Source organism: Streptomyces sp. NPDC056987 (genome assembly GCF_042673865.1).
Taxonomy (GTDB): domain Bacteria; phylum Actinomycetota; class Actinomycetes; order Streptomycetales; family Streptomycetaceae; genus Streptomyces.
Map to the genome: position 1 here is coordinate 58127 of NZ_JBHURV010000029.1, position 15652 is coordinate 73778.

Sequence of the window (15652 nt, forward strand, 5' to 3'; positions counted from 1 at the left end):
CTACACTCGGTTTTGCCCTATCCCCGCCCCGGCCCCGGACCCGACATTTTGGGCAAGCCCCGCTCCGCCCTCCCGCCGGGCGGCCGCCGCGTCGGCGGCCCCCGCGACCACCGCGCGGCAGATCCGGGCGATGTCCTCATCACCCGTCACATACGGCGGCATGGTGTACACTAGATCGCGGAACGGCCGCAGCCAGACGCCCTCGCGCACCGCCGCGCGGGTCGCCGCGGCCAGGTCCACCTCGTGGTCGAGCTGGACGACCCCGATCGCGCCCAGCACCCGTACCTCCCGTACCCCCGGCAGCTCCGCGGCCTCCGCCAGCCCCTGGCGCAGTCCCGCCTCGACGCGCCCGACCTCGCGCGCCCAGTCCTGGCCGAGCAGCAGGTCGATCGAGGCGTTGGCGACGGCCGCCGCCAGCGGATTGCCCATGAAGGTCGGCCCGTGCGCCAGCACCGGGACCTCGCCGCGGGCGATGCCCTCGGCCACCCGCTCGGTGCACAGCGTCGCGGCCATCGTCAGATAGCCGCCGGTCAACGCCTTGCCGACACACATCACATCGGGGGACACGCCGCCTTGTTCCGCGGCGAAAAGGGTCCCCGTACGGCCGAAGCCGGTGGCGATCTCGTCCAGGACGAACAGCACGTCGTGCGCGTCGCACGCCTCCCGCAGGACCCGCAGATAGGCGGGGGAGTGGAAGCGCATCCCGCCCGCGCCCTGCACCACCGGCTCGACGATCACGGCGGCGAGTTCGTCCGCGTGGCGGGCGATGAGCGCGCGCAGCCCGTCGGCGTACGTCTCGTCGTACGCGGCCGGCGGCGCGTCCGCGAAGATCTGCCGGGGCAGGACCCCCGACCAGAGCCCGTGCATCCCGCCGTCGGGGTCGCACACCGACATCGGCTGCCAGGTGTCGCCGTGGTAGCCGCCGCGCCAGGTCAGCAGCCGGTGCTTGGCCGGGCGGCCGGCCGAACGCCAGTACTGGAGGCACATCTTGACGGCGACCTCGACCGAGACGGAGCCCGAGTCCGCGAGGAAGACATGGCGCAGCGGCTCGGGCGTGATCTCGACCAGCCGGGCCGCGAGCCGGACGGCGGGCTCGTGGGTGAGCCCGCCGAACATCACATGGCTCATCCGGTCGAGCTGGCCGCGCGCCGCCTCGTTGAGCACGGGGTGGTTGTAGCCGTGGATCGCCGACCACCAGGACGACATGCCGTCGACCAGCTCCCGCCGGCCGTACGCGGCCTCGGCGAGCCGGAGCCGTACCCCGGAGGCGGACTCCACGACCAGCGGATCCGTCCGGCCCGGCATCGGCCCGTACGGGTGCCAGACATGGGCGCGGTCCAGGGCGAGCAGCGCGTCGGCGGTGAGCGGTCCGGGGGTGAGCGGTCCGGCGGGGGAAGACACCTCAGGCATTGGGCGCCAGGTCCGTACCGGCGCCCCTGCGCCGTACGGAGACCAGGTCCGTACGGAGTCCCGGCGGAGCCTGCTCCGCTTCCCCGGCGGCCGGTGGGGTCTTCCCGCTCTTCGCGGCCTCCGCGGCCTTCTCGGTCTTCGCGGCCTCCGCGGGCTCGCCGGATCCGCCGCAGGTGCCGCCGCTGCCGCCGTCACCGCAGGGTGCGCAGCCGCCGGTGCCGGTACGGTGCTCCGGCAGCGTGGCCGCCCCCGCGCCCTCCACCTCGAAGCCCGCGTCGGCGATCATGTCCAGGTCCGCCTGGCCCGCCTGGCCCTCACTGGTCAGGTAGTCGCCGAGGAAGATCGAGTTGACCAGGTGCAGGGCGAGCGGCTGCAGCGTCCGCAGATGCACCTCGCGCCCGCCCGCGAGCCGGACCTCCACATCCGGGCAGACGAACCGGGCCAGCGCCAGGATCCGCAGACAGCGCTGCGGGGTGAGGTGCCACTCCCGCTCCAGCGGGGTCCCCTCCATCGGGATCAGGAAGTTGACCGGCACCGAGTCCGGGTCGAGCGCGCGCAGCGAGAAAAGGACGTCGACCAGGTCCTCGTCGCTCTCGCCCATGCCGGCGATCAGACCGGAGCAGGCGGAGAGACCGGCGGCCTGCGCCCGCTCCACGGTGTCCACCCGGTCGGCGTAGGTGTGGGTGGTGGTGATGTCGCCGTACGTCGCCTCGGACGTATTGAGGTTGTGGTTGTACGCGTCGGCGCCCGCGGCCCGCAGCCGCTCACCCTGCCCGGCGGAGAGCAGCCCGAGGCAGGCGCACACCTCGACGTCCCCGTTCTCCTCCTTGATCGCCTCGATGCTCCGCGAGACCCGGTCGATGTCCCGGTCCGTCGGCCCCCGGCCGCTGGCGACCAGACAGACCCGCTTGGCGCCGCCCGCCACCCCGGCGGCGGCGACCTTGGTCACCTCGTCCGGTTTGAGCCAGGTGTACTTGAGGATCTCCGCCTTGGACCCGAGCCGCTGGGAACAGTAGGAGCAGTCCTCCGGGCACAGGCCGGACTTCAGGTTGATCAGATAGTTCAGCTTCACCCGCCGCCCGAACCATTGACGGCGCACCTTGCCGGCCGCCGCGACCACGTCGAGCAGCTCGTCGTCGGAGGTCGCCAGCACGGCGAGCGCTTCTTCGCGGGTCGGCAGCTCGCGCCGCAGGCCCTTCTCCACCAGCGTGTTCAGCAGATCCATGGTGCCGATCCTGGCGCACGGGGCGCGTCCTGGCCACGGAGGAACCCCACAACACCGCCGGAGCGAGGTGTGTGTATAGCCACACTAAAAATGGGTTCGACGACGGCTAGGGTCTGTGAGCTGCCTACAAAAGGACGGGACCGATGGAGCAGGATCCTCTCGACCGGACCGGCCTCCCGCACCCGGCCGACCCCTTCGACTGGACCGACGGCGAGGCGCGCCGCCGCGAGCGGGCCGGGCTGGTCCGGGCGCTCCGGCCGCGCCCGGCCGACTCGCCCCTGCTGGACCTGGCGAGCAACGACTACCTCGGGCTGGCCCGGCACCCCGGCGTGACCGGCGCCGCCGCGGCGGCCGCCCGCCGCTGGGGCGCGGGCGCCACGGGGTCCCGGCTGGTCACCGGCAGCACCGAACTCCACGCCGAACTCGAACGGGAGCTGGCCGACTTCTGCGGTTTCGAGGCCGCGCTGGTCCTCTCGTCCGGGTACGCGGCCAACCTCGCCGCGCTCACCGCGCTCACCGCCCGCGACGGACTCCTCGTCTCCGACGCCGGCAACCACGCCTCGATCGTGGACGGCTGCCGGCTCTCCCGCGCCGAGACCGTCGTCGTACCGCACGCGGCCCCCGAGGCCGTCGCCAAGGCACTCGACGCGCACCCGGGGCGGCGCGCGCTGGTGGTGAGCGACGCGGTCTTCTCGGTGGACGGTGACGCCGCGCCGCTCGCCGGGCTCGCGGCGGTCTGCCACGGCCGGGGCGCGGCCCTCCTCGTCGACGACGCGCACGGGCTGGGCGTGCTCGGTACGGGCGGCCGGGGCACCCTCGACGCGGCGGGGCTCGCGGGGGCCCCCGGGGTGGTGGCGACGCTCACCCTCTCCAAGTCCCTGGGCAGCCAGGGCGGCGCCGTCCTCGGCCCGGCCAGGGTGATCGACCATCTCGTCAACGCCGCGCGGACGTTCATCTTCGACACGGGACTGGCCCCCGCGGCCGCGGGCGCCGCCCTGGAGGGTCTGCGGCTGCTGCGGCGGGAGCCCGAACGCGCCGAGCGGGCCAGGGAGGTCGCCCGTACGCTGCACCGGCTGCTGACCGGGGCGGGGCTGACGGCCGTACGGCCCGACGCCGCCGTGGTCTCCGTACAGGCGCCGTCGCCCGAGGCGGCCGTGGACTGGGCGGCCGGGTGCCGGGCGGCGGGGCTGGCCGTGGGCTGCTTCCGCCCGCCCTCGGTCCCGGACGGCATCTCCCGGATCAGGCTGACCGCCCGCGCCGACCTGACGGAGGAACAGATCGGCGCGGCGGTACGGACGATCGTCGCCCTCGCGCCCGGGACCGCGGCACCGCGCCCGGACGCGCACTAGCGGACTTCGCCCTACGACCCGGTCCGCCGTCCGTCCAGCGCGCGGACGAAGGACGTCCACGCGCCGGGCGAGAAGGCCAGCTGGGGCAGGGCGAGGTTTTTGGAGTCCCGTACGGCCAGCGCGCCCGCGTCGTTCCGGGCGCACTCCACGCAGTTGTTGGCGCCGACGCTGTGACTGCTGCGGCGCCAGCTCAGCGGGGGTGAAAAGGGTACGGGATGTGGGGTGGGGGGCTGTGCGAGGCAAGCGGACATGATGCTCCCTACGCGCCGTCACTGATCCCGGCGATGAGATCCAATGAATCCTCTGTCGAGAGGGCGTGCGCCCGCATCGCGTCGAAGGCGACGCGGTACGCCTCAAGGTCCTCTTTCCGCTCCAGATAGAGGCTATTCGTTAAATGGTCGAGAATGACTAAATCCAGATCGGTAATGTTCGGAAAAGAGAAGATGACGAAAGGTCCCGTCAACCCGGCATAGCCGCCGGCGGTGAACGGCAGCACCTGGAGACAAATCTGCGGAAGCCGGGCGAGGCGGGTGAGCCGCCGCAGCTGATCGCGCATCACCCCGGGACCGCCCACCTCTCTCCGTAACACCGCCTCGTCGATCACGGCGTGCAGACGCAGCGGACTCTCGTCGCGCGTCAGCACCTCCTGACGGGTGAGCCGCACATCGACCAGTGAGTCCACCGTCCCGTCCGGCTTCCCCGTCAGCGCCGCCCTGGTCACGGCGCGGGCGTAGGACGAGGTCTGGAGCAGCCCGGGCACCACGGAGGTCTCCAGCGTGTGCGCGGTGCTCGCCTGGGTCTCCAGGGCGATGAAGTCCCGGTACGTGGGCGGGATGACCGAGCTGTACGCCGTCCACCACCCCGGCGTCCCGTCCGCCGTGCCCGCGAGGGCCCGCAGCAGCGAGCGCAGCCGCTGGTCCTCGATCCCCAGCGCGTCGAGGAGCGCCGCCAGATCCCCGTCCCGCACCCCGCTGACGCCGGTTTCGATCCTGCTCACTTTCGACTGGTGCCAGCCGAGCAGCCGCGCCGTCTGACCGCTGGTGAGCCCCGCACTCCGGCGCAGCCTGCGCAATTCCTCGCCGAGCCGCTGCCGACGTACCACCGGAATATGCCGCATGGCCGAATCCCCTCTCCGCGTACTTCTCCGTCACGCCGAACGGCGTCAAGGCGGAGAAGTTATCTTTCCGGCGCCCAAATACGGTCTCGCGTTGCAGAGTTCACCGCTTTGAGCGACAGATATATGCAGATCTCGGTGGATCGGAGGTGCGGATGGTGCGATCAGTGGCAGGCTGTCGCGCAGCACGGTCCGAGGCCGTCCGCGCAGTCATCAGCTGTGCCGGAGTCCGGTCCGGCGGGAAAGGGACAGCGTCGCCATGGCCGACCACCAGGAAGCATCCATCACCCTGCCGAGCGAGCCCGCCTCGGTGCCCACCGCCCGACGATATGTGGCGGACCTCCTGACCGGCTGGGGGCTGCCGGAGGAGGCGGCCACGGCGGACACGGTCCGGCTGATCGTCTCGGAGCTGGCGACCAACGCCGTGCAGCACACCTTCGGCCGGTCGCCCACGTTCACCGTGGAGGTACGGCTCGACCGCGAGGAACGGCTGCGCATCGGGGTGACCGACAGTCATCCGCGCTGGCCCCAGCGGCTGCCCGCGGCCGTGCAGCAGGACAACGGCCGCGGGATGGTCATCATCCGCTCGCTGACGGCCGAGGCCGGCGGGCGGCTGTCGGTCACCCCGACCGAGGAGGGCGGCAAGACCGTCTGGATCGCCCTGCCCTGGGCGGTTCCGCTGTCGCCGGCCGCACCGGTCCCGTAGCGCCCCCGCCGAGGTCGCCCCCGCCGAGGGCGCCGAGCGGCCGGCGACCGTGCTCACCTCACCCGGCCGTACAGGACGCTCCTGGACCAGATCCTCTCCAGCCGGACCAGCGAGCCGGTCTTCGGCGAGTGCCAGATCCTTCCGTTGCCCGCGTAGATCCCGACGTGGTACACGTACCGCCCGGAATGGAAGAACACCAGGTCGCCCTTGCGCCGCGAGGAGGGCGAGACGTGCTGGGTCTGGTTGTACTGCGCCTGTGCCGTACGGGCGAGCTTCTTGCCGGCTTTCTTGAACGAGTAGAGCGTCAGCCCCGAGCAGTCGAAGCGGTGCGGCCCCGTGGCGCCGTACATGTACGGGGACCCCTTCTTCGACTCCGCGATCTTCAGAGCCCTGACACTGAGCGTGGCGGCCTCGGCCTCTGACGCCGCGCCAGGTGCCAGCATCGTGCCGGCGACCGTGGCGAGCGTGAGGGCCGATACGGCCCCAGCCCGGGACAGCAGAGACGGGACATGTGTCTGCGCGGTCATGCGCAACCCTTCGTCAGCCGCCTGTGAAGGATGACCTGTCGGGTTCGGGCTGGCGAAGTTGCCCGGCCGCGTGAACGGCTTCACCCCGAGGAACGACCACGACGGGCGTCGTCCCGTACTGCCTGGGTCCTCCACTCCTGCCGATCCACTCCTGTCGACCCGTCATCCGGAACGGCGGCAGGACTCGGCGTCCGCCCGGACCGCCTCGCCAGGGCTGGCGGGGGCTTGTCGTCCCAGGGATCTTGACCCAGAAACCTCTCGATTTCCCTGCTGAAACGACGATATGTGAAGTTAGTCACCCTTGGTCCGTGTGGGTGGCGACGGGGGATTCCGCCGCTGGGTCGCGCGCGGCGATGAGGGCTGTACCTGCGGCGTAACGATCACGCGCGGCGATGCCCCGGCCGGATCGCGCAACTCGCCTCGCCGATTCCGTCCGGTCATTTCATACGCCGAATGTGCGAGTTCTTCTCGTATGGGCGCGGCCATACGGGAACGGCGCGCACCCTCAAGTCGGCTGTTCGGGCGGCAGGGTGACCCGCCCGGCCCGCCGCTCCCCGTCGAGCGTCCGCAACGCCCTGGCCAGCGTCGTCGCGTACAGCTCGCGCTCGCCCCGCTGGTGCATGGCCGTCAGGGCGTCCCGCAGCCCGGCCACTTGGGCGGGCAGGGCCTGCGCCGCGCGCAGTGCGGCGTAGGTGTCCGTGCCGCGCGCCGGGTTGATCCGGCCCAGCAGGTCCACGATCCGCAGATAGTGGTCGACGACCTCGCACTCGGCCCGGGTGAGGGCGGGCAGCGGCGGCAGTTCGGGTGGCAGCACCGGCCCTCACCGCCCGCCGGGGGAGGCCGTGCGGTTCTGGACGACATGGTCGATCAGCCCGTACGACCGGGCCCCGGGCGCGTCGAGGATCGTGTCCCGGTCGATGTCGTCCGCGATCCGCTCCGCACTCCGCCCCGTGTGGCGCGCCAGCGTCCCGGTGACCAGGCTCCGCAGCCGCAGCAACTCCTCCGCGTGGATCAGCAGATCGGACGGCTGCCCGCGCATCGGCTCCTCGACGGCGGGCTGCTGGAGGACGATCCGGGCGCCGGGCAGCGCCATCCGCTTGCCGGGAGCCCCGGCCGCCAGGAGTACGGCGGCGGTCGAGGCGGCCTGGCCGAGGCAGACGGTCTCCACGTCGCAGGTGATGATCTGCATCGTGTCGTAGATCGCCGCCATGGCGCTGATCGGGCCGCCCGGCGAGTTGACGTAGAGGCTGATGTCCCGGTCGGGGGCGGCGTACTCGAGGTGGATGAACTGCGCGATCACGTCGTTCGCGGCGGTGTCGTCGACTGCGGTCCCCAGGAAGACGATCCGGTCCTCCAGGAGCCGGGAGTACGGATCGAGGGTGCGGGTTCCGTAACTCGTCCGCTCGGTGAACTCGGGCAGGACGTATCGGGTCGAAGGGCGCTGCATGGCGTACCTCTCCTCAGGGGCGGGTCGCGGGGTCCGCGCGGCTTCTCCGCACGGTGAACCCGCACGACTCTCTGTAAAAAATGTACAGGACGTACAGGCCGTTAGAATGGGAGCATGACCTATGAGATTCCGGTGACGCAAGCCCGGGCAGAGCTCGCCGATCTGATCAACCGCGTCGTCTACGGCGGCGAGCGCGTGGTCGTGACCCGTCACGGGAAGCCGCTGGTCGCGCTCGTCTCCGCCGCTGACCTGGAGCGGCTGGAGAGTGAGCCGGCGGAGACGGAGGAGCGGGTGATCAGCTCGGTCTCCTCGGTCCGCCCCCTCTCCTCCGCTCCGGGCGACCGGGGCCGGTTCGGCATCGCCGCCGAGCACCGCCCCGACCGCCGTCCGGAAGGGGGTGGACGGTCTCCGGGGGCCGGCCGGTGAGTCCGTACGGGGCGCGGGGCGGACGGTGCGCCGTATACGGCCCGGCGCTTCCGGGGGCTTTTCCGGCCACGCGTTAACGCGCCCGAAAAACTTCCGTCCTACGGTGCGATGCCAGGGGTGGGGAGTATCCCGACCACCGTTCAACAAACTGTTGATGTTGGCTAGGATCGCGCTGCGCCCGGCTCTCCCCGGGCCCCGGACGATGAGGTGGAAGCGTGCAACTGACCCCGCACGAGCAGGAGCGCCTGCTCATCCATGTGGCGGCGGACGTCGCCGGCAAGCGCCGCGCGCGCGGACTGCGGCTGAACCACCCCGAGGCGATCGCGCTGATCACCTCGCACATCCTCGAAGGCGCCAGGGACGGCCGCACCGTCGCCGAACTGATGGCGTCGGGGCGTCAGGTCCTCGGCCGCGACGACGTCATGGAGGGCATCCCCGAGATGATCCACGACGTCCAGGTGGAGGCCACGTTCCCCGACGGAACCAAGCTCGTCACCGTCCACGACCCGATCGTCTGACGGGGGAGCGCCGATGATCCCCGGGGAGATCCTGTACGCCGACGAGCCCGTGGCCCTCAACGAGGGGCGCGAGGTCACCCGGCTCACCGTCGTCAACACCGCCGACCGGCCCGTCCAGGTCGGCTCCCACTACCACTTCGCCGAGGCCAACCCCGGCCTGGAGTTCGACCGGGCCGCCGCCCGGGGCAAGCGGCTCCACATCGCCGCGGGCACCGCCGTCCGCTTCGAACCCGGCATCCCCGTCGCTGTCGCACTCGTCCCCCTCGCCGGTCTGCGCGTCGTGCCGGGACTGCGCGGGGAGACCGGAGGTCCCCTCGATGACTGAGCTGTCCCGCGCCACGTACGCCGACCTCTTCGGCCCCACCACCGGCGACCGGATCCGGCTCGCCGACACCGATCTGCTCGTCGAGATCGAGGAGGACCGCTGCGGCGGCCCCGGACGCGCCGGGGACGAGGCGGTGTTCGGCGGCGGCAAGGTGATCCGCGAGTCGATGGGCCAGGCCCGTACGACCCGGGCGGAGGGCGCGCCCGACACCGTGATCACCGGCGCCGTCGTCATCGACCACTGGGGCGTCGTCAAGGCCGACATCGGCATCCGGGACGGCCTGATCACCGGCATCGGGAAGGCCGGCAACCCCGACACCATGGACGGGGTCCACCCCGACCTGGTCATCGGCCCCGAGACCGAGATCATCGCGGGCAACGGGCGGATCGTCACCGCCGGGGCGATCGACGCGCACGTCCACTTCATCTCACCGACCGTCGTGGACCAGGCGCTCTCGTCCGGAATCACCACCCTCGTCGGCGGCGGCACGGGACCCGCCGAGGGCACCAAGGCCACCACCGTCACCCCGGGCGCCTGGCACCTCGCCCGGATGTTCGAGGCGCTGGAGACCTTCCCCGTCAACATCGGGCTGCTCGGCAAGGGCAACACGATGTCCCGCGCGGCGATGCGCGCCCAACTGCGCGGCGGAGCACTCGGGTTCAAGATCCATGAGGACTGGGGCGCCACCCCCGCCGTCATCGACGCCTGCCTCGGCGTCTGCGAGGAGAGCGGCGCCCAGCTCGCCATCCACACCGACACCCTGAACGAGGCGGGCTTCGTCGGCGACACCCTCGCCGCCATCGCCGGACGCACCATCCACGCCTACCACACCGAGGGCGCGGGCGGCGGGCACGCGCCCGACATCATCACCGTCGTCTCCGAGCCGTACGTCCTGCCCAGCTCCACCAACCCGACCCGGCCGCACACCGTCAACACCATCGAGGAACACCTCGACATGCTGATGGTCTGCCACCACCTCAACCCGGCCGTGCCCGAGGACCTCGCCTTCGCCGAGTCCCGGATCCGGCCCTCCACCATCGCGGCCGAGGACATCCTCCACGACCTCGGGGCCATCTCGATCATCTCCTCCGACTCCCAGGCCATGGGACGCGTGGGGGAGGTCGTCCTGCGGACGTGGCAGACCGCCCACGTGATGAAGAAGCGCCGCGGCGCCCTGCCCGGCGACGGCCGCGCCGACAACCACCGGGTCCGCCGCTACGTCGCCAAATACACCATCAACCCGGCGGTCGCGCAGGGCCTCGACGGGCGCGTCGGCTCCGTCGAGACCGGCAAGCTCGCCGACCTGGTGCTCTGGGACCCGGCGTTCTTCGGGGTGAAGCCGCAACTCGTCATCAAGGGCGGCCAGATCGCGTACGCGCAGATGGGCGACGCCAACGCCTCCATCCCCACCCCGCAGCCGGTGCTGCCCCGCCCGATGTTCGGCGCCCTGGGACGGGCCGCGGCGGCCACCTCCGTCAACTTCGTCGCGGAGGCGGCGATCGAGGACGGACTGCCCGAACGCCTCGGCCTGACCAAGGAGTTCGCGCCGATCCGCAGCACCCGGCGGGTCACCAAGGCCGACATGCGGGAGAACGACGCGCTGCCGCGCGTGGAGGTCGACGCCGACACGTTCACGGTACGCATCGACGGCGAGCCGGTCGAACCCGCACCCGCCGCCGAACTCCCCCTGGCCCAGCGTTACTTCCTCTTCTGATGGGCGCCCCGATGCCGAGGAGCGCGCGATGAGCCGGGCCGCCCTGCTCGTCCTCGCCGACGGCCGGTTCCCCGCCGGCGGCCACGCCCACTCCGGCGGCGCGGAACCGGCCGTCAAGGCGGGCCGGATCCTCGACGCCGGAGACCTGGCCGCCTTCTGCCGGGGACGGCTCACCACCACCGGGCTCACCGCGGCGGCGCTCGCCGCCGCGGCGGCCCGGGGCGTGGACCCGCTGGAACTGGACGAGGCCGCCGACGCCCGTACGCCCGCCCCCGCCCTGCGCGCCGCCGCCCGCAGGCTCGGCCGCCAGCTCCTGCGCGCCGCCCGCGCCACCTGGCCGGGCCCGGAACTGGACGCGCTCGCCGCCGCCCGCCCGCGCGGCGCGCACCAGCCCGTCGTGCTCGGCCTGACCGCGCGCTCGGCCGGCCTCACCCCCGTGGACGCGGCGTACTGCGCGGCGTACGAGAGCGTCAGCGGCCCCACTACCGCGGTGGTACGGCTGCTGGGGCTCGACCCCTTCGAGGCCACCGCCGTCCTCGCCCGGCTCGCGCCCGCCCTCGACGACATCGCGGAACAGGCCGCGGCCCACGCCGAACGGGCCGCGGCCGAGGGGACCGGCGCGCTCCCCGCCGCCTCCGGGCCGCTGCTCGACGTCATGGCGCAGGCCCACGCGGCCTGGCCGGTCCGGCTGTTCGCCTCATGAGCCGTGGGTCGTGAGCCATGAGCCATGGAGCCATGGAGCCATGAGCCACGAGTCGTGAGCCCGTGAGCCACGAGTCGTGAGCCCGTGAGCCACGAGTCGTGAGACCGTCACCCCGCCCACCCCGAACTCCTCGCCCCCTCACCCACCGGAGCCGCACCATGCACCTCGACCACGGCCACACCGACCGGGCGGCTGCCGTCTCCGCCGACGCCGTACGCCCCGACGGACGGCGCCGCGCCCTGCGCATCGGCCTCGGCGGGCCCGTCGGCTCCGGCAAGACGGCGACCGTCGCCGCGCTCTGCCGCACCCTGCGCGACCGGTTCTCCCTCGCCGTCGTCACCAACGACATCTACACCCGCGAGGACGCCGAGTTCCTCCTGCGCCACGCCGTCCTGCCGCCCGAGCGCATCCAGGCCGTCGAGACCGGCGCCTGCCCGCACACCGCGATCCGCGACGACATCTCCGCCAACCTCGAAGCCGTCGAGGAACTGGAGGACACCGTGGGGCCGCTCGACCTGATCCTGGTCGAATCCGGTGGTGACAACCTCACCGCCACCTTTTCCAAGGGGCTCGTGGACGCCCAGATCTTCGTCATCGACGTGGCGGGCGGCGACGACATCCCGCGCAAGGGCGGCCCCGGTGTCACCACCGCCGACCTCCTGGTCGTCAACAAGACCGACCTCGCCCCGTACGTCGGCTCCGACCTCGGCCGGATGGCCCGCGACGCCAAGGAACAGCGCGGCGAACTCCCTGTCGCCTTCACCTCGTTGAAGAGTGAGGACGGCGTCGGGCCCGTCACCGACTGGGTGCTCGGCCGGCTCGCCGACTGGACCGCATGAGCGTCCGCGCCACCGCCAGGATCGTCGCCACCCGCGCCGGACTGCCCGTACTGACCGGCGAGGGGCCCCTCGCGCCGCGCCGTACCCGCGCCACCGGCCCCGGCAGCCGCGTCACCGTCGTCGGCGCCATGAGCGGCCCCCTCGGCGGCGACCGGCTCACCGTCGAGGCCGAGGTACGGGACGGCGCCACGCTGACCGTCGACAGCGCCGCCGCGACCGTCGCCCTGCCCGGCGCCGTGCCCGGACCCGCCCACTACGACGTGCGGCTGACCGTCGGGGACGGGGCGGAGCTGCGCTGGCTGCCCGAGCAGCTCATCTCGGCGTACGGCAGCGAGCTGCGCATGCGGACCCGGGTCGAACTGGCCCCCACCGCCGTCCTGGTGCTCCGCGAGGAGCAGGTACTCGGCCGCCACGGCGAGACCCCCGGCACCCTCTTCAGCCGGCTCACGGTACGTCGCGCGGGCCGGGCGCTCCTCGACCAGGAACTCGCCTGCGGCCCCGGCGCACCGGCCGGCTGGGACGGCCCCGCGGTCCTGGCCGGCCACCGGGCGGTCGGGCAACTCCTCGTCGTGGCACCCGGGTTCGAAGAGCGGCCGGTACCGCCGCGGCTGCTGGGCGACACCGCCGTACGCACCCCGCTCGCCGGTCCCGGCGCGCTCGTCACCGCCCTCGCACCGGACGCGCTGCTGCTGCGCCGGCTCCTCGACGAGGCGCTGGACGAACTGCTCGACGGCCTGCCCGGCGGCCCGCTAGGCGGCCCGGGAGCCGGACCGCCCGGCGGCGTGCCGCGCAACACCGCCGCTACCGTGTACCGCTGAGCGGAACTCCACTCACCGGTTATTGGTTGGGTAAAGAAATCCCCGTCCGGCCTGTTCTCGGCAAGCTCACAGGCGAAAGGATCCGGGGAGCTCGCACGTAACAGCGCCGCGCGGGCGGCGCGACAAGAGGGGGAGGTACCACGTGAGACGCACCGCAGCGCTCGGCTCGGCAGGCACACTGCTGGCCGGCACGCTCATAGCGGGCGCCATGGCGGCTCCGGCGGCGACCGCCGACGGACGGAACCAGAGCGACCCGGCGGCCAAGGGCGTGCAGATCGCCGCCGAGCGGGCCGCGAAGAAGGGCATCGACTGGCAGGACTGCCCGGCCGACTGGGCGCTGGAGAAGCCCATCCGGTGCGGCTACGTCAGCGTTCCGCTCGACTACGCCCACCCCGGCGGCAGGCAGATCAGGATCGCCGTCGACCGGATCGGTTCCACCGGCACCCCGAGCGAACGCCAGGGCGCCCTGATCTACAACCCCGGAGGCCCCGGCGGCTCCGGTCTGGCCTTCCCCCGGCGCGTCGTCACCAAGAACGCCATCTGGGCCGATGCCGCCAAGGCGTACGACTTCGTCGGCTTCGACCCGCGGGGTGTGGGCCGCTCGACGCCCATCTCCTGCGTCGACCCGCAGGAGTTCGTCAAGGCCCCCAAGGCCGACCCCGTCCCGGACAGCGAGGCCGACAAGCGTGCCCAGCGCAAGCTGGCGGCCGAGTACGCGGACGGCTGCAAGGAGCGCAGCGGCTGGATGCTGCCGCACATGACGACCCCCAACACCGCACGTGACCTGGATGTCGTCCGGGCCGCCCTGGGCGAGAAGAAGCTCAACTACCTGGGCGTCTCCTACGGTACGTACCTCGGCGCGGTCTACGGCACGCTCTTCCCGACCCATGTGCGCCGCATGGTCGTCGACAGTGTGGTCAACCCGTCGAAGGAGAAGATCTGGTACCAGGCCAACCTGGACCAGGACGTCGCCTTCGAGACCCGCTTCACGGACTGGCTGGAGTGGGTCGCCAAGAACGACGCGACCTTCCACATCGGTGACACCACGGCCAAGGTGCGTAAGCAGTGGGACACGCTGCGCGCCGCCGCCAAGAAGAGCCCGCTCGGCGGTGTGGTCGGACCCGCCGAACTGCTCGGTGTGTTCCAGAGCGCCCCGTACTACGACTCCTCCTGGGTGCCCACCGCCACCCTCTGGAGCGAGTACGTCGCCGGGAACCCGCAGCCGCTCATCGACGCCGGCTCGCCCGACCTCTCCGACACCGTGGGCAACGCCAAGTCGGAGAACGGCAACGCGGTCTACACCGCCGTCGAGTGCACCGACGCCAAGTGGCCCACCAGTTGGCAGAGGTGGGACCGGGACACCACCCGGCTCCACCGCGACCACCCGTTCCTCACCTGGTCCAACACCTGGATGAACCTGCCGTGCGCCACCTGGGGCGTCAAGCAGCAGACCCCGGTGGAGGTGAAGACCGGTAAGGGGCTGCCGCCGGTGCTGATCACCCAGTCCACCCGGGACGCCGCCACCCCGTACGGCGGCGCCGTCGAACTGCACAAGCGGTTCAAGGGCTCGCGTCTGATCACCGAGCGCGACGCCGGTTCGCACGGCATCACCAACCTGGTGAACCCATGCATCAACGACCGGGTGAAGTCCTACCTCCTGACGGGCGCGCTGGACCGCGCGGACGTGACGTGCGCCCCGCACGCCACACCCAAACCGTAGGGCGTACGCGGTGAAGGGGGCGGCCGGACAGGACCGGCCGCCCTCGTCCCGTACCCGCTTCCTGTACCCGCGGCGCCGGCCACCGCTCTCAGCGACGCGGCCGCCGGAACGTCCTGGCCGGTGCGGCCTTCGCCTGCTCCGCCTTCACCTCGGCGGCGTACCGGTCCACGTACTCCTGGCCGGAGAGCCCGAGGATCGCGTACATGATCTCGTCCGTGACCGCGCGGACCGCCGCCTTCTGGTTCTCCAGCCCGGCGTAGCGCGAGAAGTCGAGGGGCTCGCCGAACCTGATCGTGACCTGCTTGATCCTCGGCAGGACCTGCCCGGGCGGCTGGATCTCGAAGGTCCCGACCATGGCGCACGGGACCACCGGCACCCCCGCCCTGATCGCCATCACCGCGACCCCGACCTTGCCCTTGTAGAGCCGGCCGTCGTGCGAGCGGGTCCCCTCCGGATAGATTCCCAGCAACTCGTCCCCGGCCAGCACCCCCAGCCCCTCCCTGATGGCCGCCTGCCCCGCCTCCTTGCCCGAGCGGTCCACCGGGATCTGCCCCGCGCTGCGGAAGAAGAAGGCCGTCAGCCGCCCCTTGACCCCGGGGCCCGTGAAGTACTCCGCCTTGGCGAGAAAGGTGATGCGCCGTTTGATGATCGCGGGCATCAGGAAGTGGTCGGAGAACGAGAGATGGTTGCCGGCGACGATCGCCGCGCCCTCGGCCGGGATGTGCTCCAGACCCTCGATCCTGGGCCGGAACAGCAGCCGCAGCAGCGGTCCGAGCAGCACGTATTTCAGGACGTAGTAGAACAAGGAGAG

18 protein-coding genes and 1 riboswitch are annotated in these 15652 nt (G+C 72.2%); of the genes, 10 read left to right on the plus strand and 8 right to left on the minus strand.

The annotated features are described in order from the left end of the window. Window positions 1-1410, minus strand: a complete 1410-nt coding sequence (locus ACFTZC_RS28945) for an adenosylmethionine--8-amino-7-oxononanoate transaminase (protein WP_382894625.1) — start codon at window positions 1408-1410, stop codon at window positions 1-3. Next, entirely contained in the window at window positions 1403-2635 is a 1233-nt protein-coding gene (gene bioB / locus ACFTZC_RS28950) for a biotin synthase BioB (protein WP_382894626.1), read from the minus strand. The genes ACFTZC_RS28945 and bioB overlap by 8 nt, the downstream gene beginning before the upstream one ends. A 143-nt stretch (window positions 2636-2778) precedes the next feature. Between bioB and ACFTZC_RS28955 the strand changes: the two genes are divergently transcribed. Further along, window positions 2779-3984 carry an 8-amino-7-oxononanoate synthase gene (locus ACFTZC_RS28955; protein ID WP_382894628.1) on the plus strand — a complete coding sequence of 402 codons (1206 nt, stop codon included), beginning with the start codon at window positions 2779-2781 and terminating at the stop codon, window positions 3982-3984. 11 nt (window positions 3985-3995) lie between these two features. Here ACFTZC_RS28955 and ACFTZC_RS28960 read toward each other — a convergent pair whose 3' ends face one another. Further along, window positions 3996-4235 (minus strand): DUF397 domain-containing protein, encoded by a 240-nt coding sequence (locus tag ACFTZC_RS28960; protein ID WP_382894630.1) that lies wholly within the window; start codon window positions 4233-4235, stop codon window positions 3996-3998. Window positions 4236-4243: 8 nt separating this feature from the next. Next, window positions 4244-5101 carry a helix-turn-helix domain-containing protein gene (locus tag ACFTZC_RS28965; protein ID WP_382894631.1) on the minus strand — a complete coding sequence of 286 codons (858 nt, stop codon included), beginning with the start codon at window positions 5099-5101 and terminating at the stop codon, window positions 4244-4246. A gap of 256 nt (window positions 5102-5357) precedes the next feature. Here ACFTZC_RS28965 and ACFTZC_RS28970 point away from each other — a divergent pair, with 256 nt between their 5' ends. Beyond that, window positions 5358-5804, plus strand: a complete 447-nt coding sequence (locus ACFTZC_RS28970) for an ATP-binding protein (protein WP_382894633.1) — start codon at window positions 5358-5360, stop codon at window positions 5802-5804. 53 nt (window positions 5805-5857) lie between these two features. Here the strand turns inward: ACFTZC_RS28970 and ACFTZC_RS28975 are convergent, their stop codons facing one another. The 3 genes from ACFTZC_RS28975 to ACFTZC_RS28985 all read right to left on the minus strand — a co-directional run bounded on the left by ACFTZC_RS28975 (window position 5858) and on the right by ACFTZC_RS28985 (window position 7778). Then, window positions 5858-6331: a C40 family peptidase gene (locus tag ACFTZC_RS28975; RefSeq protein ID WP_382894635.1), complete on the minus strand. Its 474-nt coding sequence runs from the start codon at window positions 6329-6331 to the stop codon at window positions 5858-5860. A gap of 3 nt (window positions 6332-6334) precedes the next feature. Next, window positions 6335-6531: riboswitch (cyclic di-AMP (ydaO/yuaA leader) on the minus strand. A gap of 305 nt (window positions 6532-6836) precedes the next feature. Further along, window positions 6837-7145 (minus strand): hypothetical protein, encoded by a 309-nt coding sequence (locus ACFTZC_RS28980; RefSeq protein ID WP_382894637.1) that lies wholly within the window; start codon window positions 7143-7145, stop codon window positions 6837-6839. Window positions 7146-7151: 6 nt separating this feature from the next. Beyond that, a complete protein-coding gene (locus tag ACFTZC_RS28985) occupies window positions 7152-7778 on the minus strand; it encodes an ATP-dependent Clp protease proteolytic subunit (protein WP_382894638.1) in 627 nt (208 codons plus the stop codon). A 114-nt stretch (window positions 7779-7892) separates the two neighbouring features. On the opposite strand from ACFTZC_RS28985, the gene ACFTZC_RS28990 reads away from it, so the two are divergent. The 8 genes from ACFTZC_RS28990 (at window position 7893) to ACFTZC_RS29025 (ending at window position 14841) form a co-directional block, all read left to right on the plus strand. Continuing rightward, window positions 7893-8204, plus strand: a complete 312-nt coding sequence (locus tag ACFTZC_RS28990; protein ID WP_382894640.1) for a type II toxin-antitoxin system Phd/YefM family antitoxin — start codon at window positions 7893-7895, stop codon at window positions 8202-8204. A 215-nt stretch (window positions 8205-8419) separates the two neighbouring features. Further along, entirely contained in the window at window positions 8420-8722 is a 303-nt protein-coding gene (locus tag ACFTZC_RS28995) for an urease subunit gamma (RefSeq protein WP_382894642.1), read from the plus strand. A gap of 13 nt (window positions 8723-8735) precedes the next feature. Next, complete coding sequence (locus ACFTZC_RS29000) at window positions 8736-9047, plus strand: urease subunit beta (RefSeq protein ID WP_382894644.1); 312 nt, start codon at window positions 8736-8738, stop codon at window positions 9045-9047. Next, a complete protein-coding gene (locus tag ACFTZC_RS29005; protein ID WP_382894646.1) occupies window positions 9040-10761 on the plus strand; it encodes an urease subunit alpha in 1722 nt (573 codons plus the stop codon). The genes ACFTZC_RS29000 and ACFTZC_RS29005 overlap by 8 nt, the downstream gene beginning before the upstream one ends. Window positions 10762-10789: 28 nt before the next feature. Further along, complete coding sequence (locus ACFTZC_RS29010; protein ID WP_382894648.1) at window positions 10790-11464, plus strand: urease accessory protein UreF; 675 nt, start codon at window positions 10790-10792, stop codon at window positions 11462-11464. 158 nt (window positions 11465-11622) lie between these two features. Beyond that, entirely contained in the window at window positions 11623-12303 is a 681-nt protein-coding gene (ureG, locus tag ACFTZC_RS29015) for an urease accessory protein UreG (protein ID WP_382894650.1), read from the plus strand. Then, complete coding sequence (locus tag ACFTZC_RS29020; RefSeq protein WP_382894652.1) at window positions 12300-13121, plus strand: urease accessory protein UreD; 822 nt, start codon at window positions 12300-12302, stop codon at window positions 13119-13121. Before ureG ends, ACFTZC_RS29020 begins: the two co-directional genes overlap by 4 nt. 208 nt (window positions 13122-13329) lie before the next feature. After that, window positions 13330-14841, plus strand: a complete 1512-nt coding sequence (locus tag ACFTZC_RS29025; RefSeq protein WP_382894717.1) for an alpha/beta hydrolase — start codon at window positions 13330-13332, stop codon at window positions 14839-14841. An 88-nt stretch (window positions 14842-14929) separates the two neighbouring features. Here the strand turns inward: ACFTZC_RS29025 and ACFTZC_RS29030 are convergent, their stop codons facing one another. Beyond that, on the minus strand, window positions 14930-15646 hold the full coding sequence (locus ACFTZC_RS29030; RefSeq protein ID WP_382894653.1) for a lysophospholipid acyltransferase family protein: 717 nt from the start codon (window positions 15644-15646) through the stop codon (window positions 14930-14932). Between the last annotated feature and the right edge of the window lie 6 nt (window positions 15647-15652).